The sequence below is a fragment of the Pseudomonas sp. HP_08 genome, assembly GCF_055284095.1.
This window is the reverse complement of sequence record NZ_JBTOQC010000010.1, coordinates 84,936-103,568: the sequence shown is the minus strand read 5'-3', so window position 1 is coordinate 103,568 and position 18,633 is coordinate 84,936. Positions and strand designations below refer to the sequence as shown.

At 59.9% G+C, this 18,633-nt stretch carries 15 protein-coding genes and 1 pseudogene; 12 read left to right on the top strand and 4 right to left on the bottom strand.

What is annotated here, in order from left to right; translation table 11 throughout:
- Positions 1 to 191 precede the first annotated feature (191 nt).
- The 4 genes from ACYAS9_RS10645 (at position 192) to ACYAS9_RS10630 (ending at position 6,942) form a co-directional block, all read left to right on the top strand.
- A complete protein-coding gene (locus ACYAS9_RS10645) occupies positions 192 to 1,211 on the top strand; it encodes an ABC transporter substrate-binding protein (protein ID WP_463568254.1) in 1,020 nt (339 codons plus the stop codon).
- A 66-nt stretch (positions 1,212 to 1,277) separates the two neighbouring features.
- Positions 1,278 to 3,512, top strand: a complete 2,235-nt coding sequence (locus tag ACYAS9_RS10640) for a TonB-dependent receptor (protein ID WP_463568253.1) — start codon at positions 1,278 to 1,280, stop codon at positions 3,510 to 3,512.
- On the top strand, positions 3,512 to 6,253 hold the full coding sequence (locus ACYAS9_RS10635) for an exo-rhamnogalacturonan lyase family protein (RefSeq protein ID WP_463568252.1): 2,742 nt from the start codon (positions 3,512 to 3,514) through the stop codon (positions 6,251 to 6,253). Before ACYAS9_RS10640 ends, ACYAS9_RS10635 begins: the two co-directional genes overlap by 1 nt.
- A 47-nt stretch (positions 6,254 to 6,300) precedes the next feature.
- Positions 6,301 to 6,942 carry a DUF6250 domain-containing protein gene (locus ACYAS9_RS10630; protein ID WP_463568251.1) on the top strand — a complete coding sequence of 214 codons (642 nt, stop codon included), beginning with the start codon at positions 6,301 to 6,303 and terminating at the stop codon, positions 6,940 to 6,942.
- On the opposite strand, the gene ACYAS9_RS10625 is transcribed toward ACYAS9_RS10630, so the two are convergent.
- Positions 6,927 to 7,859, bottom strand: a complete 933-nt coding sequence (locus tag ACYAS9_RS10625) for a LysR family transcriptional regulator (RefSeq protein ID WP_463568250.1) — start codon at positions 7,857 to 7,859, stop codon at positions 6,927 to 6,929. The two genes, ACYAS9_RS10630 and ACYAS9_RS10625, sit on opposite strands and share 16 nt — an antisense overlap.
- Before the next feature lie 279 nt (positions 7,860 to 8,138).
- Between ACYAS9_RS10625 and ACYAS9_RS10620 the strand changes: the two genes are divergently transcribed.
- On the top strand, positions 8,139 to 8,282 hold the full coding sequence (locus tag ACYAS9_RS10620; RefSeq protein ID WP_463568249.1) for a hypothetical protein: 144 nt from the start codon (positions 8,139 to 8,141) through the stop codon (positions 8,280 to 8,282).
- Positions 8,283 to 8,295: 13 nt separating this feature from the next.
- Here the strand turns inward: ACYAS9_RS10620 and ACYAS9_RS10615 are convergent, their stop codons facing one another.
- Entirely contained in the window at positions 8,296 to 8,595 is a 300-nt protein-coding gene (locus tag ACYAS9_RS10615) for a hypothetical protein (RefSeq protein WP_463568310.1), read from the bottom strand.
- On the opposite strand from ACYAS9_RS10615, the gene ACYAS9_RS10610 reads away from it, so the two are divergent.
- The 4 genes and pseudogenes from ACYAS9_RS10610 to ACYAS9_RS10595 all read left to right on the top strand — a co-directional run bounded on the left by ACYAS9_RS10610 (position 8,512) and on the right by ACYAS9_RS10595 (position 11,433).
- A complete protein-coding gene (locus ACYAS9_RS10610) occupies positions 8,512 to 9,018 on the top strand; it encodes an aldehyde dehydrogenase family protein (protein WP_463568248.1) in 507 nt (168 codons plus the stop codon). The genes ACYAS9_RS10615 and ACYAS9_RS10610 overlap by 84 nt on opposite strands.
- Before the next feature lie 77 nt (positions 9,019 to 9,095).
- Positions 9,096 to 9,722: a glutathione S-transferase family protein gene (locus ACYAS9_RS10605; protein ID WP_463568247.1), complete on the top strand. Its 627-nt coding sequence runs from the start codon at positions 9,096 to 9,098 to the stop codon at positions 9,720 to 9,722.
- Between the two features lie 282 nt (positions 9,723 to 10,004).
- Positions 10,005 to 10,896: pseudogene (locus ACYAS9_RS10600) on the top strand (HlyD family type I secretion periplasmic adaptor subunit); the annotation flags it as partial.
- Between the two features lie 33 nt (positions 10,897 to 10,929).
- Entirely contained in the window at positions 10,930 to 11,433 is a 504-nt protein-coding gene (locus ACYAS9_RS10595) for a hypothetical protein (protein WP_463568246.1), read from the top strand.
- 232 nt (positions 11,434 to 11,665) lie between these two features.
- Here ACYAS9_RS10595 and ACYAS9_RS10590 read toward each other — a convergent pair whose 3' ends face one another.
- The gene (locus tag ACYAS9_RS10590) at positions 11,666 to 12,313 is read right to left on the bottom strand and encodes an HNH endonuclease family protein (protein ID WP_463568245.1); all 648 of its coding nucleotides are present in this window, start codon (positions 12,311 to 12,313) and stop codon (positions 11,666 to 11,668) included.
- Positions 12,300 to 13,733: an AAA family ATPase gene (locus ACYAS9_RS10585; protein WP_463568244.1), complete on the bottom strand. Its 1,434-nt coding sequence runs from the start codon at positions 13,731 to 13,733 to the stop codon at positions 12,300 to 12,302. The genes ACYAS9_RS10590 and ACYAS9_RS10585 overlap by 14 nt, the downstream gene beginning before the upstream one ends.
- Before the next feature lie 127 nt (positions 13,734 to 13,860).
- Here ACYAS9_RS10585 and ACYAS9_RS10580 point away from each other — a divergent pair, with 127 nt between their 5' ends.
- The 3 genes from ACYAS9_RS10580 (at position 13,861) to ACYAS9_RS10570 (ending at position 18,597) form a co-directional block, all read left to right on the top strand.
- On the top strand, positions 13,861 to 14,799 hold the full coding sequence (locus ACYAS9_RS10580; RefSeq protein WP_463568307.1) for a LysR family transcriptional regulator: 939 nt from the start codon (positions 13,861 to 13,863) through the stop codon (positions 14,797 to 14,799).
- A 99-nt stretch (positions 14,800 to 14,898) separates the two neighbouring features.
- Positions 14,899 to 15,825: a carbon-nitrogen hydrolase family protein gene (locus tag ACYAS9_RS10575; protein WP_463568243.1), complete on the top strand. Its 927-nt coding sequence runs from the start codon at positions 14,899 to 14,901 to the stop codon at positions 15,823 to 15,825.
- A gap of 198 nt (positions 15,826 to 16,023) precedes the next feature.
- Positions 16,024 to 18,597 carry a PAS domain-containing protein gene (locus ACYAS9_RS10570; protein ID WP_463568242.1) on the top strand — a complete coding sequence of 858 codons (2,574 nt, stop codon included), beginning with the start codon at positions 16,024 to 16,026 and terminating at the stop codon, positions 18,595 to 18,597.
- The last annotated feature ends 36 nt before the right edge of the window (positions 18,598 to 18,633 follow it).

Genomic DNA, 18,633 nt, shown 5'->3' with positions numbered 1-18,633 from the left:
CTGACGGCCAATGCGTTTTCATCAACATTTTTTTGCGCTTTGCACATAACCGCTACACGCCTTGAAGTGACTGGCTTATGCGCTAAAGGAATATAAAAGAGCGCTTTCGGTATTTAGCGTCCGGCCTGCACGTGTGATTAAAAGGCGCCGTGCAGCCAGCCTGGGAGTTGGCGATTGAATCCGGAGTGAACATGTTGTCCCTGTCTCTTGCCCTGTCCCGCGTTGTCTTGTCGCTGTCAGTAAGCCTGGGTCTGGCCAGTGCGCCAGCCTTCGCCGAGCGGTTGCAGCTTAACGTTGCCGTGTCCGATATCGGCGCCGGTGGCAAGCCGGCCGGTGGCGCGCTGGTCGATGTGATCCACGCCCAGCAGCGTCTGGAAAAGGCGCTGGCCGGCAAGGGCGTCGCGGTCAAATGGCACTTCATCAAAGGCGCTGCGCCGCTGATCAACGAGTCGTTCGCCAACGGTCAGATCGACATGGCGTATCTGGGCGATCTGGGCAGCATTATCGGCAAGGCCGGCGGCCTCGACACCCGCGTCGTTGCGGTGGCCGCCCGTGGCGTGGCGCATTATCTGGCGGTGGCGCCGGGCTCCAGCATTCATTCCATCGCCGACCTCAAGGGCAAGCGCGTCGCGGTGTTCCGTGGCACGGCGGCGCAGTTATCGTTTATTGGCGCCTTGCGCACCGCCGGCCTGAGCGAAAAAGACCTCAAGGTCGTCAACCTCGACTTTGCCGCTGCCAGCGCGGCGCTGGCCGCCCGGCAGATCGACGCGACCTGGGGCGGCGCCAACGTGCTGGCCCTCAAGGCCCGCGGCCAGGCCGATGTGCCGGTGTCGACCCGCAGCCTCGGCGGTGCCGGTGAACTGGCCGGGCTGGTGCTGGTGTCCGGCCGCCTGATCGAGCAGCACCCGGACTGGATCGACAGCATCGTTCAGGTGCAGCGCGAAGCCTCGCAATGGGCCAGCCAGCCGGACAACCGCGAAGCCTATCTGCACCTGCTGGCCGAACAGGCTGCCTACCCGGTCGAGTTGCTGCGCGCCGACCTGCAAGACGCGCCGCCGCTGAGCACTTTGCTCTCGCCCGAGCTGGACCCGGCCTTTGTCGAGCGCCTCGGCCAGGCCATCGCCACGGCCAGGGAGGCGCGCCTGATCCGCCGCGACATCGACCTGACGCACTGGCTGGCCCCGCAGTTTTTAGACGCCGCCGCTCGCTGAATCCACCTTTTAAGCGCCGACTGCCAAGGCTGCCGGCTCGCCTGAACTCGTCCTCTGGAAACCGTCATGAAACTTCTGCCGCAGTACACCGCCTTGCCCTGGATGACCGCCCTGGCCTTGAGCCTGGCACCGACCTTGTCCCTGGCCGACAGCAGCACGCAGCTGGCCACCGTGCAGGTCGAGGGCGAGCGTCAGGCCGACGCCCAGCAACCGCCGTCCTCGGTGCGCAAGCTCAGCGGCAAGACCCTGGAGCAGCAAGGCATCTATCGCCTCGAAGACCTGCAACAGGTGGCTTCAGGTCTGGACGTGGCCACGGTCGATGCCTTTGACACCCGCCTGACCCTTCGCGGCGTGGGCGACGGCGGCGGCACCGAGATCAATATCGGCATGCCCAGCAGCGTCGGGCTGTTTCTCGACAACGTGTACCTGAGCCGGCCCGGCATGCTCTCCAACGACCTGCTCGACATCGACAGCGCCGAAGTGCTGAGCGGCCCGCAAGGCACCTTGCGCGGCTTCAACACCACCGGCGGCGCCATCGATATTCATAGCCGCAAGCCGACGTTCACCCCTGAAGGCTCGCTGCGCCAATCCATCGGCCAGCGCGGCTACACCCAGACCCAGGCAATGTTCTCAGGCCCCTTGACCGATACGCTGGCCGGGCGCATCAACCTGTCGCACACCGAGAAGGGCGGCTATATCAAGAACGAATACACCGGCCACGAACTGGGCGGCAGCAATCAGGACGGCGTGCGCGGCCAGGTGTTGTGGACGCCGGCCGACGATTTCAGCCTGCGGGTCATCGCGGACTACAACAAGGCCACCAGCTACCCGGTCTCGGTGCTCGACGAGGCCCACAGCATCAACGGCGCAGTGCCGTACCTGGCCCGTACCAACCTGATCGGCGCCCGCGTAGTGGGCGGCGGTTACCGGGTCAACACCGATGAAGAAAACCGCGCCTATGTGAATCAGGGCGGCCTGTCGGCCGAAGCCAATTGGACACTGGCCGGCGGCTACAACCTGCGCTCGGTCACCGCCTACCGCTATTTCGGCTACCAGCCAAACAACACCGACGGCACCGATATCAACCTGTTTGCCGGCAGCGGCGCCGATGTGCGCGACCGCGTCTGGTCGCAGGAGATTCGCCTGGATTCGCCCAAGGGCGAGTTCTTCGACTACGCCCTGGGCGCGGTCTATTGGGGCGAAAACCTCGACACCTATGCCCACGACTACTACGGCAGCAGCGCGCAGGTGACGCAGTATTACGGCTCCAATACCAACACCGGCAAGCTGGTGCAGCGCTGGGGCGAGATCGACGACACGGTGTTTTCGCTGTTTGCCCAGGGCACCTGGCACCTGAGCGATGCCTTCGATGTGACCACCGGGCTGCGTGCCAGCTACGAGAAAAAATCCGGCGCGTTCCGCCGCGTCAACAAGAACGACTTCGACTCCGGCGAGCTGAACCAGTACGAAGTGCTGCCGGCGGCGATGATCAACTTCAGCTACTTCTTCACGCCCAGCCTGCAGGGTTACCTGACCCTGGCCTACGCGGAGAAATCCGGCGGCATGAACGTGTCTTCCGGGGCGGCGGCCAAGGCCGGTTACGACAGCCTGTTGATCGAGCCGGAAAGCACCCGTGGCGGCGAGCTGGGCATCAAGAGCCAGTGGCTGGACGAGCGGGTCAGCGTCAACGCGGCGTTGTTCTGGTCGCAGGTCGAGAAATTCCAGACCACCGCCTATGACCTCGAAAGCCAGAGCAGCTACCTGATCAACGCCGGCACCATGCGCTCGCGCGGGCTGGAAACCAACATCGTGCTCAAGCCGCTCGACGGCCTGGGCATCAACTTCAACGGCACGCTACTCGACAACAAGTACCTGGACTTCCCGGACGGCAAATGCCCGGCCGAAATATCCCTGGCGCCCAATGCGCCGACGTCTTGCAACATGAACGGCGAAAGGGTGTTCCGCTCGCCGAAAGTCACCTACAACCTGACCACTCGTTACGAGTGGCAGACCTTCGGCGCCCTGCAAGCCTTTGCCCAGGCGCGCTACGCCTACCGCACCTGGTCGTACGGCACGGTCGACAATTCCGAATTCACCCGCATTCCCGGCTATGGCCTGGTCAACCTGTCGACCGGCTTGTCGGGCAAATACGGCGACGGCACCTGGAACACCTCGTTGTGGGCCAACAACGTCACCGACAAGCGCTACTACCGCACGCTTAACACCGGCGATTACGGCTCGGCGTTCGGTGTGCCGGGCGAGCCGCGCACCGTCGGTGTGACCGTCGGGTACGACTTCTGATGAGCCGTTTTGTGATCGACCGTCGTGGTTTCATGCGCACCAGCGCTGTGCTGGCCGCAGCGTCGCCGCTGATCGGCCAGGCCCTGGCTGGCGCACCTGTCGAGGCAACACCGGGCACGCCGACCGCGCCGCTGGGCTGGCTGGACGGCCAACTGCCACAGGCATTTGCCGGGGTGACCTGGGGCACGCCGTGGCCGCGCGGGCAAGTGGCCGCCGGCAGCCAGTTTGCCTTGCATGGTCAACACGGCAGCCACGCCGCGCTGCAAAGCTGGCCGCTGGCCTATTGGCCCGACGGCAGCCTGAAATGGACCGCGCATGCGCTGGCGCCGGGCGCAACGCTTGAAGCGAATTACCAGCTGCGCCCGGATAACAGCGTCAAGCCGGGGCAGGGCGGCCTGGTCAGCGACAGCGCGCAGGGCATCGTGCTCGACACCGGCCTGCTGCGCTGCGTGATCGGGCGTGAGGGCGAGCACCTGCTGCACAGCGTGCAGCGCCAGGGTCAGCCGCTCCTGGCCAATGGACATTTAGTGCTGGAAGTACAGGGCGACCCGGACCAGCCGGCCGCCGCCGTGCGCCAGTACCGCAGCGAGATTCACAAGGCCGTGGTCGAGCAAAGCGGTCCGCAGCGCGCCGTGGTGGCCTTGCACGGCAGCCATCGCCAGCAACAGGGCGACGGCCAATTGCTGCCGTTTATCGTGCGCCTGTATGCCTACGCCAACAGCGACACGCTGCGCATCATCCATACCCTGGTGTACGACGCCGATGCGCAGCGCGACTTTATAAAGGGTGTCGGCCTGCGCTTCGACACACCACTGAATGCACCGCTGCACGACCGCCATGTGCGTTTTATCGGCGCCAATGGCGGGGTGTTCAGCGAAGCGGTGCGTGGCCTGACCGGCCTGCGTCGCAACCCCGGCGACGAAATCTTGCGTGCGCAGGTCGAAGGCCGCAGCACCGGCCCGGTCGAGCAGTTCGCGCCCGAGGTCGCCAACCGCTTGCAGTACATTCCGGCGTTCGGCAGCTACCGGCTGCTGCAAGCGCACCCGGACGGTTTCCAGATCAGCAAGCGCACCGCCAGCGGCCACAGCTGGCTGCACAGCGCCACCGGCCAGCGCGCCGCCGGCGTCGGTTATCTGGGCTCACCGCAGGGCGGAGTGGTGTTCGGCCTGCGCAATTTCTGGCAAAGCTATCCGGCGCAACTCGACATCACCGAGGCGCACACCGCGCAGGCGCAGATCACCCTGTGGCTGTGGGCACCGCAAGCCGCGCCGATGGACCTGCGCCAGTACCACGACGGCCTGGGCCAGGACACTTTCATCAAGCAGCGTGAAGCGCTGGAAATCACTTACGAGGATTACGAACCGGGCTTCAACACGCCGCTGGGCGTGGCGCGCACCAGCGAGCTGGAGTTGCAGTTCGTGGCCGCCACGCCGACCCAGGCCCACCTGCAACAGATCGCCCGACGCATTCAGGACCCTGCGCTGCTGCTGGCCACGCCCGGACATCTGCATGCCGCAGGCGTGTTCGGCCCCGGTTGGGCGCCGATCAGCCAGGGCGCGGCCCGTGCGCAAGACGTCGAGGCGCAACTGGGCTGGTACTTCGACTTTTATAAAAACGAAGTCGAACAGCGCAAATGGTACGGCTTCTGGGACTACGGCGATGTCATGCACACCTACGACGAGCACCGCCATGTGTGGCGCTACGACGTCGGCGGCTATGCCTGGGACAACTCGGAGCTGAGCACCGATTTGTGGCTGTGGTACTACTTTTTGCGCAGCGGCCGCCAGGACGTGTTCCGCATGGCCGAGGCGATGACCCGCCACACCGGCGAAGTCGACGTTCACCATATCGGCCGTTTCGCACCGCTGGGCTCGCGGCACAACGTGCAGCACTGGGGCGACAGCGCCAAGCAACTGCGCATCTCCACCGCCGCCAACCGGCGCTTTCTGTATTACCTGACCGCCGACGAACGTGTGGGCGACTTGCTGCACGAGCAGGTCGAGGCGCTGCGCACCCTGCGCGAGGTGGTGCCGGGACGCAAGATCGGCCAGCAAGCCGACCCGCGCGAGGGCTACGCCAGTATCAGTTTCGGCACCGACTGGGGCGCGATTGCGGCGGCCTGGCTGACCGAGTGGGAGCGCAGCGGCGATCCGGCCATCGGTCAGCGGCTGCTCGCCAGCATGGAATCCATCGCCGCCCAGCCGCACGGCTTCTTCACAGGCGTGGCCAACATGGACCTGGCCAGCGGCCGCTTCGACCTCAACACCACAGGCAAGCTCAGCGTGTCGCACCTCTCGGCAGTGTTCGGCCTGGCCGAAATCTGCAGTGAACTGCTGCAAGTCTTGCCCTCGGCGCGGTTCGAGCAAGCCTGGCTGGATTACTGCCGGCTGTACAACGCACCCGCCGCCGAGCGCCAGAAAGCCCTTGGTCAGGCGTTGGGTAACTTCAACCTCGCTCAGGGCCATGCACGCCTGACCGCCTTTGCCGGCTACCGGCTCAAGGACCCGGCGCTGGTTCAGCGAGCCTGGCAGGAGTTTTTTGCAGGTTCCGGCGGCATTCCAAAACCCAACCGCCGCCTGCACCGTGTCGAGCCACCGGCTTACCTGTACCCGCTCGACGAGCCTGATCCGGTGTCGGTCATCGACGAACAGGCCGGCACCTCGGGCGCGGCCAATCTGTCGACCAACGCCGTGGCGCAGTGGGGCCTGACTGCCATGGCCTTGTTGGCGATGGGGCAATGACACCACCGATTTCTACCCGTTCAGAGGGCGTATTTATGCAATCCCCCGTGGCTCGACCCCCCGTATCTACAGGCCTGGTCGAGCAAGATGACTTCAGCGCGCTGGACCACCGCCGCTGGCGCATCGAAAGCCAGCAGCCGCAAGGCTCGCAGGTGTATGTCGAACAGCAGCGGCTGATCATGGACACCCAGGCCGGCATGACCGTCTGGCTCGACCGTCCTCTATCGGGCAACTACCGCATCGAGTTTCTGCGCCAGGTGCTGGTGGCAGGTCTTGATAACGACCGGCTCAGCGACATGAACGTTTTCTGGGGCGCCCACGAAGCCGGCGCCGTTCGCCCGCCGCATTTGGCCGCGCGTGATGGCGTGCTGGAGTCCTACGACTCCATGGCCAGCTGGTACGTGGGCATGGGCGGCAACGGCAACAGCACCACCCGTTTTCGCTGGTACGACGGCAGCGGCGAGCGGCACATGCTCGGCGAGCGACTGGACACTGAGGCGCTGCTGGAAGCGGGGCGCATCTACCGGATTCGTATCGAGGCGGACGAGCAGCAGACCTCGTATTGGGTCGATGACCAAATGATGTTCAAGCAAGCGCTGGAAGGCCGGCCAACAGCGGGGTATTTCGGCTTTCGCTCGGTGTGGTCGCGGCAAGCGATCAGCCGCTTTCGGGTCTATAGCTCATCCTGAGCCTCGAGTGCCTGCATCGCTTTGTCGGCCTCGTGAAAGCAATCGATCAGCGCCTGGCCGAGAAACGACAGCTTGTACCCGGCGCGGCTGACGATGCCGTAGTGGGTGTAAAACTCCGGCAACTGCGGGTCCAGGCCCTGTACATCCAGCAGTTTCAGGCCCTGGCGCAAATACGGGTTGTTGCGGCTGACATTGGTGGTGCCGATGGCGTCGGAATGCTGGATCACGCTGATCAGGCTGTAGCCGTTATCGCACTCGATACTGGTCTGAAAATCCGGTCGCCCGCTCAATTCCACCAGCGCCTTGCGCAGGTTGGGCGGGCGCACGCTGCCGGCCAGCGGGTAGCTGAACAACTGCTCGACCGTAACCTGCTCAAGCGCTGCCAGCGGATGATCGCTGCGGCAGCAGAAACCCCAGCGATGCTGACTGAGCAGTTCGACGCGGTAATCGGGGTCATGCTCGAAATTGCGCGCATCGGCGACAAAGAACTCGCATTCCTCCGACAGTAACCGCTGCCCCAAGGCCTGCCAGTTATCGACATGAAAACGCAGCCGCACCTTGGGTAAACGCCGGGTAAACAGACCCAGCGCCTGCGGCATCAACCACGCTGCCGGCGCCGGCCCGCAGGCAAACGACAACTCGCCGGCCTCACGCTCGTTGAACTGGCGCACCGAATTGATCAGGTCATGCGCATTGCCAATCATCAACCGTGCATGTTCCAGCACGATCAAGCCTTTCTTGGTCGGCTCCAGATTGCGCGTGCGATCAATCAGGCGCGCGCCAAAACTCTGCTCCAGCGCCTGAATACTGCGGCTGAACGCCGACTGGGAAATATTCACCGCCTGCGCCGCCAGGCCGAAGTTGCGGTGTTCGACCAGGGCGATGAAGTGGCGCAGTTGACGCAGATCCAGATGCATGAGGCGGGACGGCTCGTGAAGGTATGGGCGCGCCAACTGTGCCTGAATCAGGAGTGTTTTAAAAAGAATCAAAGATTGGGTTTTTAGACGGGATGGGAATATGCGAGTGCTGTGTCCCTTATGTGTCTTGATTATGTAAACAGAACAAATAATTCCTTCAGGATCTATACATATTTGGCCATCATGCACTCGTCCGCAGGTTGCGCGGACCCCATCATTTCGCGGGCTACCTGAACAAAGGCGCGTCGCAATACCCACGCCCTGTTCTGGAAAAGCCTCATGGATATGCTTGTCGAATCGCCGTTTCAATCGCTGGAAAATACCGTGGTCTGGTTGCTGATCGTGTTCTCGGTGTGCGCATTGGCGTTGGCGCTGGTAGAGCGGGCAGGAGCGGCGCGATTGTCGGCCAGCGATGCCCAATAATGTTTGCGCACCTCTAATGCAATGAATACGACAAGGCCATCGAGTCGATGGACCTCAAGAAACCCGTGGCCCCGTCAATCAGCAGCGTTCGCAATGTTCTCAGGTCCTGACCGACCATGGCGGGCATCGAGGTTTTTATATCGATTCTGTTCAGCGCCAGCCAGGCATCAATAAGCGGCAGGGCGAGGCTGTAGGCAAGTATGGGTTCGGCCTCGAGTGCGCTGACAAAATGGGGCGAGGCAATCAACCGATTGACGACGGCCAGGGCGGCGAGGTTTCTTCTGATGCGCACACCTGCAAGATTGCTCCGCACTTGGTGCTCAACGTGACGGACGATATGGCCATCATGCAGGAAGAAATTTTCGGGCCTCTTCTTCCCATTAAAACCTACCGCAACGCTGATGAGCCTATCGCTTACATCAACGCCAATCCGCGTCTTCTGGCGGCTTACTACTTCGGTGATGACGCCGCTTTTCAAGCACAATTCATCGCTCAAACGATTTCCGGCGGCCTGGTGATCAACGATGTCATGACCCATGCCTCAATCGACACCTTGCCATTCGGTGGAGTCGGTGCCTCAGGCATCGGGGCCTACCATGGCGTCCATGGTTTCCGGCGCTTTAGCCATGCGAAACCGGTGGTCGTGCAAAGCCAGGACGGCGCATCTAATCTTCGCTTGCGGGCGCCCTATGCGGATAAGGCACACGCGCTTGCAGCGTTTTTCCATGGCAAGTGAGAGACATCGCCGAGTCTGCCTGAGCCCTTCAAGGGCTCAGGCGCAGCGTGACAAAATTACTGACTACGAGACCCGTCATGATCACACTTCATCACCTCAATGCATCCCGTTCCCTGCGTATCCTCTGGCTGCTGGAAGAGATCGGACAGCCCTACACGCTGATTCGCTATCAACGTGATCCTGTCACACACCTTGCCCCCGACTCCTTGAAGAACATCCATCCGCTGGGCAAGTCGCCCGTGATTGAGTTTGAAGGGCAAGTGCTGGTTGAGTCAGGCGCCATCGTCGAGTACCTGATTCGTCGATTCGAACCCCGCCTGGAGCCTGCATTCACATCGCCGGATTATCTTCAGTATCTGCAATGGATTCACTTTGCGGAAAGCTCGGCGATGGTGCCGGTCCTGCTCAAGGTATTTACCCAGCTTGAGGCCAATGCCGGCACGCAATTGAAGTTTCTTGATGGCTACACGCAGACCGAATTTGAAAAGGTGTTGGGGTTTCTTGACCGCGTCCTCGCCGACAAGACCTTTATCGTGGGTGAAAAATTGTCCGGTGCAGATTTCATGCTGGCTTTTGTCGCCATTACGGTCGTCGAGCAGTTGCAGGCGGGCACGCAATACCCGCATCTGACGGCCTACCTTGAGCGCCTGACGGCGCTGGATAGCTGGAAGCGGGCTTTGAAACTGGAACATCAGGGTGAATAAGTGAATAGTTATTGCTGATCGTCCTGACGCCAACTCCGTTGCTTGGCCGCGCCGTGCGCGAGGCCAGCAAAAAAAACATTCATGTGCGGTATTTATGTATTACCTGAGTCCGTGGAATGCATGAATAATCTCTGCTCTGACCAGCCAATGATGGGTTGAATGTATCAGCGTCTATTTAAAGTAAATAGCTGATATGCAATTCAATGTAGGTTCAGCAGAATATGCAGGCCATCTGCAAGGGCCGGCTTGCTGTAAGACAGCATGCCCGACGATGCGGTCGAACATGTGCGAGCCGCCGAGCGCTGGCTGCAGGGGGCAGTATCAGGAGTATCGCAACAGCCTGGAACGTGTTGACGCCGAGATCCAGCAACGTCAGGTCGATATCCAGGCCGCAAGCCAGCAAGTGTCCAGTTTGCAAAGGGCTCTGCCGATAGCGACCAAACTGGCCAATGATTACGAGCGCCTTCTGCAAAAGCAATACATCGCCCGCCATGCTTACCTGGAAAAAGAACAAGCCCGTCTTGATCTGGAGCGTCAACTGCGCGCGCAACAAGCCAGCGTCCTGCAATCCACTACGGCACGCAAGGAAGCCCAGCGTCGTCGAGAAGGCGTCGTTGCCCAGAGTCGTCGCGCCATGCTCGATTTGTTGCAACAGGCTGACCAGAAAGTAGCGACGCTTGGCCAGGAGCTGACCAAAGTCCGTTATCAGGAAAGTCTCAGCCTCCTCGAAGCACCGGTCGATGGGACCATCCAGCAATTGAACGTGCATACCGTTGGCGGCGTGGTCACGCCTGCACAGCCACTCATGGTTCTGGTTCCCGACCAACAGCCGGTAGAAGTGGAAGCAATGCTGGAAAACAAGGACATCGGTTTTGTCCATGCCGGCCAACGCGTCAGCGTGAAAATAGAAACCTTCAATTTCACAAAGTACGGGATCGTCGAAGGTGAAGTGATCAGCGTCTCTAACGACGCTATTGAAGATGAGAAGTACGGACTCATTTACAGCAGCAAGATCCGTCTGAATACCGACCGGCTGAATATAAAGGACAAGGAGATAAAGTTATCGCCGGGTATGGCGGTGACAGCAGAAGTCATGATCGATAAGCGAAGAGTTATTGAGTTTTTTCTTGGTCCTTTGCAGCAGCATGTGCAGGAAAGTTTGAGAGGGCGTTGATTTCGTTGGAATGTGTCGGATGATGAGGTGCTAATGAAACGCACGGCAATCGTTATCTTTTTGCTCCTGATTTTACTTTCCACGACACCATGGGGGACGTCCATGATCGCGTGGGAAGTGGTGGACCTGGGTGAAGATAATGCGAAGTCTATTTTTGATATCAAGGTTGGAAATGGAACGTACGCGGTTGAGTTGCACTATTTGTTTGATCCTGAGGAGGAAGGCGGCCATGAAAAAGCTCTGAAAGTAGCGGGTGGTTCTTTGAGGGGAGTAAGTGGGGAGTGGGATAAGCTTGGAGCTGCATTTGATATGGATGTCATGGTTTTGGATAAAGTGGGTGGTGCTGAGAGGCATCACTGTTACACCGTTAGCCCCAATACTTATGCTGCAAGCAGGTCTGTGGTTTACGCAGAAATATGCCGGTTTTTTTTGCCGAAGGGCAGTTATAGAGTTGAGGTTGAACGGTTCGGGCGTGGTAAGAGGCATCAAGGGATTGAAACAAGAGTGGCTTTTGTCAAAGCCAATCAGCCAAAGTGAGAGGGAAGTATGCCGACATTAAAGGTTTATATTGCGCATAAGGGCGCACGTTTGAGTAATGGTGAGGCTTCTTCGTTTGGGTATATGCGTTACGGGATTGAAAAAGATGGCGCTGAGGCCGAAAGTTTTGGTTTTGGGCCTATAGAGTCTTGGTCTTGGGGAGAAGGAAGAGCTAGGGATGATGACACGGTAAGCTATCTCGAAAACTTGCCCGTTGTGAGTTGGTAGACGGTCAGGTCTCCCTCGTTCCGGCACTAATCCAGCCTCTGAGGATGTTGACCACCACGGGAGCAAAGCATTGAAGCTTGCCTTGATCGGGACGGCTGAGGTCATCGATCAGTATTTGCAACAGTTCATCATCCTCAAGGGGTGAGGACGGTTCGAACCCATTTTCCAGTAATAACATTCGTGATAATTGCCGGCGTTTTTCCACCAGCTTTTTGTTGCGAACCTCATGATCGCCAAGGTTCAGTACCGCAATGGTTTCGATGGCTCGGGGGGTAAGTCCTTCAACCCGGCCACTGATGAGAAAGCGTAGTTCCTTTTCACATTCGCTCATCAGTGGCGAGAGAGGCGCTGAGCGTTTGCCTTTGGCAGCGTCGCATTGCCCTGGTGTCGTACAACTCGCAACAATGTTGTCGTATGCCAGGCTCAAATGAGGATGGCCATCACGGCACAAGAGGTGCTCATTCATGGTGTCCGGCTGCTCACCCGATATTTGCGTGCAACAGTAGGCGCACAGGTACAACTGCTCGACTGTGCAGGTGAATCTGATGGCTAAACGTTCTGAATGATCTAGATCGTTGTAATGTTTGCCTGGGTTTCGTGCCTTGAAGCGTGTTAAGGCTTGCGGCTCTGCGCCCTTATCAATTTTTCGCAAGGCGCAATTCCTGCTTGCGAAGAAACAGTTTGACCTTGGTCAGTTCCAGGTTCGATGGCGGTAACTGGGAGTCGAGTGTTTCGATGATTTGCCGCGCTTCATTCAAGCGGCCTGCCTGAATGGCGTCCAGCGCATCGTTCAGCTTTGCATCAATGCCCGGGTTGCGGATGTGCGTATCCATAACATCCAGCAGCACGGTATTGGCATCCTGCCCGAACTGTGACGGTACCTTGTCCAGTTGACCATCGTTCAAGGCGAACACCAGCACCTCCGGGTAATCACTGATCACCAGCGGTGAATGAGTGGTCAGGATGAACTGGCAGTTTGGGAATGTCCGGGTCAGGTTACGGATGATTTCACGCTGCCAGGTTGGGTGCAGGTGCATGTCCACTTCGTCGATCAGCACGATGCCCTGACCTTGTAGAGGATCGTCAAGGGCAGGGTTCATCATCGCCAGGCGCCTTGCGATGTCTCCTACCAATGCCATCAAGGTTTTCTCGCCCTGTGAAAGTTGCAGGATATTGAGCGTCAGCTTGCCTTTGTCGACCATCAATTGCAGTTGTGGCTTGCGCTGGACACGCAAGTTGGAGAAGCCAGGCATGAAGTGCTCGATTGCCGAGCGAACCGCTGACAATTGGGGATCCTTGGGAGCTGTCGTAATATCCCGAAGCTCATGCATCATCGTCTGTAGTTTTTCCAAGTCATTGCGCAATACTCTAGAGTCCTGAGGCGGAATCTTGTCGACAGCACGGGTATCCAGAGACTCAAAAAGCTGACTCAATCGCTCAAGTTCGTCTCGTTTGTAATCACTGATGAAACGCTGACTGCCCCGTTCATTCTCATGATCTTCGCGGTCCCTGAACCACTCGAAAAATTTTGTGAAGTTCACTGAAGGGCTCAGGAAGTCGTCATAGCCGACCAATTGATAGAAGGCATTTGTCTTTTTGACTTTCAAGGGCACTTCAAGGACAGAGCGCTCCACGGGGTAGTAGGCCACCAGTGGAAGGCTACTGCTGTCGGTACGGGTTAATTGTGATCGATAGTGATCAGCCAGTTTCGAAACCCCCGTCAGCGCAGAGGCGTGCTTTCCCTTCATGCCGGGTCGAGAGCGTGCCACCGACCAGCGAAAAGGCTCTTGCCCTGCTGAAATGTCACTGACATCGATGTCGATGGCTGACGAGGATGCGCCCTCGCGAATAGCATGATCGGCAATTGGACTGCCGCTGCCTTTCTCTGTGCGCAGGCGACTGACAAACCAGCTGAGTGAGGTCGCCAGCGCCTTGAGAATGGACGTCTTGCCAGCACCATTGTTACCAACCAGGACGATGACCCTGGCAGCGCTGGTTTCGTTTTCCATGAACGAAGCTTCGAGTGATTCGAACCGCCCGAAGTTGTGTAGCTGGAACGCTCTGATGTGCATGCTCACTATCCGGGATTGCCCTTGTCTGGGGGATATTCGGGTCCCTGAAAAATTGCTGGAGCATAGCATGGCGTCGCGCCCAGGCATTCGCGATAGAGTAATCAACCCTCATCGCCAGCCTCGGACACTGCCCGCCATGAATATCGCCAACACCGACCTCAACCTGCTCAAGGTCTTCGAAGCCTTGTTTGATGAGGGCAGTGCCAGCCGAGCGGCAATTTTGCTGGGGGTTACGCAATCGGCCGTCAGTGCCGCCTTGTCCAGGTTGCGGGTTTTATATGCCGATCAATTGTTCCTGCGCACCGGTCGGGGCCTGACACCGACCTTGCTTGCCAATCAACTCAAACCGGTTATCTCCGAGGCCCTGGATAAATGCCGGCAGAGCCTGAGCATGGCCTTGCCGATGCCTGAAAGTTTCGCCGGTCGCTCGGTGACGATCGGTCTTTCCGATGACTTCGAAATCGCTATCGGTCGCCAGTTGATGGCGGTTCTGGCGCGTCGGGCACCGCAACTGCGGGTGATCTTTCGCCAGACCCACAGCCAGATCGTCAGCGATGCGTTGCTGGATCGCAGTATCGATCTGGCCATTACTTCGGGCGGCATTTCCAGCCGGGTGCTGAGCCGCCAGTTATTGGGCGAGGGTGGTTATAGCTGTGTGGTCGACCCTGCGCAGACGCGACTGGAGCCTGCGACGTTCAATGTCGAGCAGTTTGTCGAGCTTGAGCAGATATTGATTTCCTCGGGCGGTTTTATCGGCGTGGTCGATGAGGGTCTGGCGCTGTTGGGGTTCAAGCGCCGCGTGCTGGCGTCGACCACGCATTTTGCGGCGCTGCCTTATCTGCTCAAGGGCACACGGGCCATTGCGACCATCCCGGACCATGCGGCGCAGGCGATTGCGCAACTGTGCGGGTTGCAGGTATTGCCGTGTCCGGTCGCACTGCGCCGTTACCCGATCGAACTGGGCTGGCGAACCCAGGAGCTGATCGAGGCGCCGGTGATCGAGGCCCGGGCGGCCATTATCGAGTGCTTCGCGCAGGCCGGTGGCTTCAAGGCCGGGCAGCGCTGATATTCATCTGGTTCATATCCGGTAATAATCAATCGCTATTCATTCATGGCGCCCGGCACCTCTAGAATCGGCCTGACTTTACTGATCAGGACCCTCGCCATGCCACGTTCAATCGTTGCCGCCCTTCAAATCGGCTCTTTGCCCAGCGGCAAGGCCGACACGCTGGAGCTGATTCTTTCCTACGAAGAGGCCATCGTGGCCTCCGGCGCCACACTCGTGGTAATGCCCGAGGCGATTCTGGGCGGTTATCCCAAGGGCGAAATCTTCGGTACGCGCCTGGGCTACCGGTTACCGGAAGGCCGTGAGGCTTATGCGCGTTATTTCGACAATGCGATTGCCCTGGACGGTGACGAGGTACGTGCACTTGCAGGCCTGTCCAGCCGTACCGGCGCCCATCTGGTGGTGGGCGTTATCGAGCGCTCCGGCAGCTCGCTGTTTTGCACGGCGCTGTTTTTCGACCCTGTCGAAGGCTTGATCGGCAAGCACCGCAAGCTGATGCCCACCGGTACCGAGCGCTTGATCTGGGGGCAGGGCGACGGTTCGACCTTGCCGGTGTTCGATGTGCCCGTCGGGCGTATTGGCGCGGCGATCTGCTGGGAGAACCACATGCCGCTGTTGCGCACCGCGATGTATGCCAAGGGCGTCGAGATCTGGTGCGCACCGACCGTAGACGAGCGCGAGGTATGGCAATGCTCGATGCGCCACATTGCGCATGAAGGCCGCTGCTTTGTGGTCAGCGCCTGCCAGGTTCAGCCGTCGCCAGCCGAGTTGGGTATTGACGTTGTGGGCTGGGACAGCGAGCGTCCGCTGATCAACGGCGGCAGCATGATCGTCGGCCCGCTGGGCGATGTATTGGCGGGGCCCTTGAAGGGCGCTGCCGGACTGTTGACTGCCGAAGTCGATACCGGGGATTTGATCAAGGCGCGGTACGACTTCGATGTGGTCGGGCATTACTCGCGGCCCGATGTATTCGAACTGACGGTGGATGAACGTTCAAAGGCCGGTGTGGTGTTTATCAATCGATAAAACGGACTAAAGCCACTCAAGCGCTCCCACGACGCAACGATTCATCTACGCAACGCACTTTTCCACTACACAAAAGTCTGAAAAAGATTATTTTGGCAACCTTTCCTACCAGCGCGTCATCCGCGTGTAGACAATAAGCCATTCAGAATCGATTCCAGAGAATGAGTCAGTGCCGATAATCATGCGTAGGTGGGGGCCGTGCTGAAAGATCTTACCCGGGAAGCACTGGAAGCAGAGGTCACGCGCCTGCGTGCCTTGCTTGATGAGTCAGGCATTAATACCGCGTCTCTTGCTGATGGCTCGGTGACCAAGCCGTCGGGCGAGCGCCACAATAATCTGGCGGCGCTGGCGATCCAGGAAACCCAGGAGCGCTATCGGCTGGCCGCCAAAGCCACCAACGACGCGATCTGGGACTGGGACCTGAAAGCCAATCACGTGCTGTGGAACGACGCACTTGAAGAAGCCTACGGTCACCGCCTGACGAGCGAAGACATGACCGGCGACTGGTGGATTTCCCAGATCCATCCCGATGACCGTATGCGTGTTTACCATTCGATCCATGCGGTCATCGACGGCGACGGCAGCGCCTGGACCAATGAGTATCGCTTCCACCGCGTGGACGGCTCCTACGCCGAGGTGCTTGACCGTGGGCATGTGATTCGCAACGCCGAAGGCCAGGCGGTCCGCATGATCGGCGCAATGCTTGACTTGAGCCAGGCGCGCAGTGCGGAAAAGGCCCTGCTCAAAAGTGAAGAACTCTACAAAACGATCCTTGAAACGATCGAGGCCGCGTTCGCCATTGTTCAGGTCAAATTCGATGATCACGATCAGCCGGTGGACTACCGCTTTGTCGAGGTCAATCAGGCGTTCGAGCGTCAGGCCGGGGTCAACCTGCGTGGCAAGTGGGTGACCGAGTTTGCCCCCGATCTTGAGCCTTTCTGGTTCAAGGCCTACGGACACGTGGCCTGGACGGGCGAGCCTGCCAACTTCGAGAACTATGCCGAGGCCTTCGAGCGCTGGTTCGATGTGCGGGCAGTGCGGGTCGGGGACCCGGCCGAGCGCAAGATCGCGATCTTCTTCAGCGATGTCACCGAGCGCCGTACGGCCCAGGAGCGCTTGCGCGTCAGCGAGTCGCTGGCACGCGAAAACGTGCAGCGAGTGCAACTGGCGCTCGCCGCAGGCGCGATCATCGGCACCTGGCACTGGGACCTGCCCACTGACTGTTTCACCGTTGATGAAGGTTTTGCACTTGCCTTTGGCCTTGACCCGGCGCTGGGTCGCTCGGGGCTGAGCCTGTTGCAGGTGGCAGCGACCGTTCACCCGGATGACAGGGACGGGCTTATCGCGGCCATCAATGAAGTGATTCAGCGCGGTGGTGCTTATGCCCATCAGTACCGGGTGCTGCGCACCGACGGCAAGTATTACTGGATCGAGGCCAACGGCCGCGTCGATCTGGCCGAGGATGGCACCGGGTTGAGTTTTCCCGGCGTGGTCATCGACGTTGAAGAACGCCGCGCCGTAGAGGCTGAGCGTGACAGGGCGACGGCTGCACTGCGGGCCATGAACGACACGCTGGAACATCGCGTGGCGGAAAGGACCACCGAGTTGATGCAGGCCGAAGAAAAGCTTCGCCAGTCGCAGAAGATGGAAGCGGTCGGGCAGCTCACCGGGGGTCTGGCGCATGACTTCAATAACCTGCTGGCCGGCATTTCGGGCTCGCTGGAGCTGATCGACATGCGCATCAACCAGGGCCGCCTGACGGACATCGGCAAATACATTGCGGCAGCCCAGGGCGCTGCCAAGCGTGCGGCATCGCTGACCCACCGGTTACTGGCGTTTTCCCGGCGCCAGACCCTTGATCCACGGCCCACCGATGTGAACCTGCTGGTGGCCGGCATGACCGAGATGATCCAGCGCACGGTCGGCCCGGGCATCGTCGTCGAAACGGCCGGCGAGCAAGAGCTCTGGCCGACGCTGGTGGATGCCAGCCAGCTTGAGAACGCACTGTTGAACCTGTGCCTGAATGCCCGCGACGCGATGCCGGACGGCGGGTGCATCACCATCGAGACCGCCAACCATTGCATGGACGCGGCGCATGCCCGCGCTTATGACCTGCCTGAAGGGCAATACCTGTCGCTGTGCGTGACCGACACCGGCACCGGCATGACCGCGGAAATCATCGGCAAGGCGTTCGATCCGTTCTTCACCACCAAGCCGATTGGCCAGGGCACCGGGCTTGGGCTGTCGATGATTTATGGCTTTGCCAAACAGTCCGGCGGGCAGGTCCGCATCACCTCAGAGGTCGGCCAGGGCGCCACGCTGTGCATCTATTTGCCCCGATACTTCGGCGCGACGCCCGACCATGAAGGCAGCACCCATACAGCGCCAACAGCGTTTGCCACAGTGGGCGAGACCATCCTGATCGTCGACGACGAGCCCACGGTGCGCATGCTGCTCGCCGATGTGCTCGGTGACCTGGGCTACACCGTGATCGAGGCGGGCGACAGCATGGCCGGCCTCAAGGTGCTGCGCTCCGATGTGCGCATCGATCTGCTGATCACCGATGTCGGCTTGCCCGGAGGCATGAACGGACGACAAATGGCCGACGCCGGGCGTGAGATTCGCGCCAGCCTCAAAACCCTGTTCATCACCGGCTACGCCGAAAGCGCAGCGCTTGGAGAAGGGCAGTTGGGGCCGGGCATGCTGGTGCTGACCAAGCCGTTCACGGCCGATGCATTGGCGGGCAGAGTGCGCGAGTTGATGGGGGAGTAAGCGCAGGACCGTCCGGGCGGTCCTGCGCAGGGTCAA

Coding starts and splice junctions, on each gene's coding strand:
- ACYAS9_RS10645 (WP_463568254.1), top strand. CDS start 192: ATGTTGTCCCTGTCTCTTGCCCTGTCCCGCGTTGTCTTGTCGCTGTCA.
- ACYAS9_RS10640 (WP_463568253.1), top strand. CDS start 1,278: ATGAAACTTCTGCCGCAGTACACCGCCTTGCCCTGGATGACCGCCCTG.
- ACYAS9_RS10635 (WP_463568252.1), top strand. CDS start 3,512: ATGAGCCGTTTTGTGATCGACCGTCGTGGTTTCATGCGCACCAGCGCT.
- ACYAS9_RS10625 (WP_463568250.1), bottom strand. CDS start 7,859: ATGCATCTGGATCTGCGTCAACTGCGCCACTTCATCGCCCTGGTCGAA.
- ACYAS9_RS10620 (WP_463568249.1), top strand. CDS start 8,139: ATGGATATGCTTGTCGAATCGCCGTTTCAATCGCTGGAAAATACCGTG.
- ACYAS9_RS10610 (WP_463568248.1), top strand. CDS start 8,512: ATGGGGCGAGGCAATCAACCGATTGACGACGGCCAGGGCGGCGAGGTT.
- ACYAS9_RS10605 (WP_463568247.1), top strand. CDS start 9,096: ATGATCACACTTCATCACCTCAATGCATCCCGTTCCCTGCGTATCCTC.
- ACYAS9_RS10595 (WP_463568246.1), top strand. CDS start 10,930: ATGAAACGCACGGCAATCGTTATCTTTTTGCTCCTGATTTTACTTTCC.
- ACYAS9_RS10585 (WP_463568244.1), bottom strand. CDS start 13,733: ATGCACATCAGAGCGTTCCAGCTACACAACTTCGGGCGGTTCGAATCA.
- ACYAS9_RS10575 (WP_463568243.1), top strand. CDS start 14,899: ATGCCACGTTCAATCGTTGCCGCCCTTCAAATCGGCTCTTTGCCCAGC.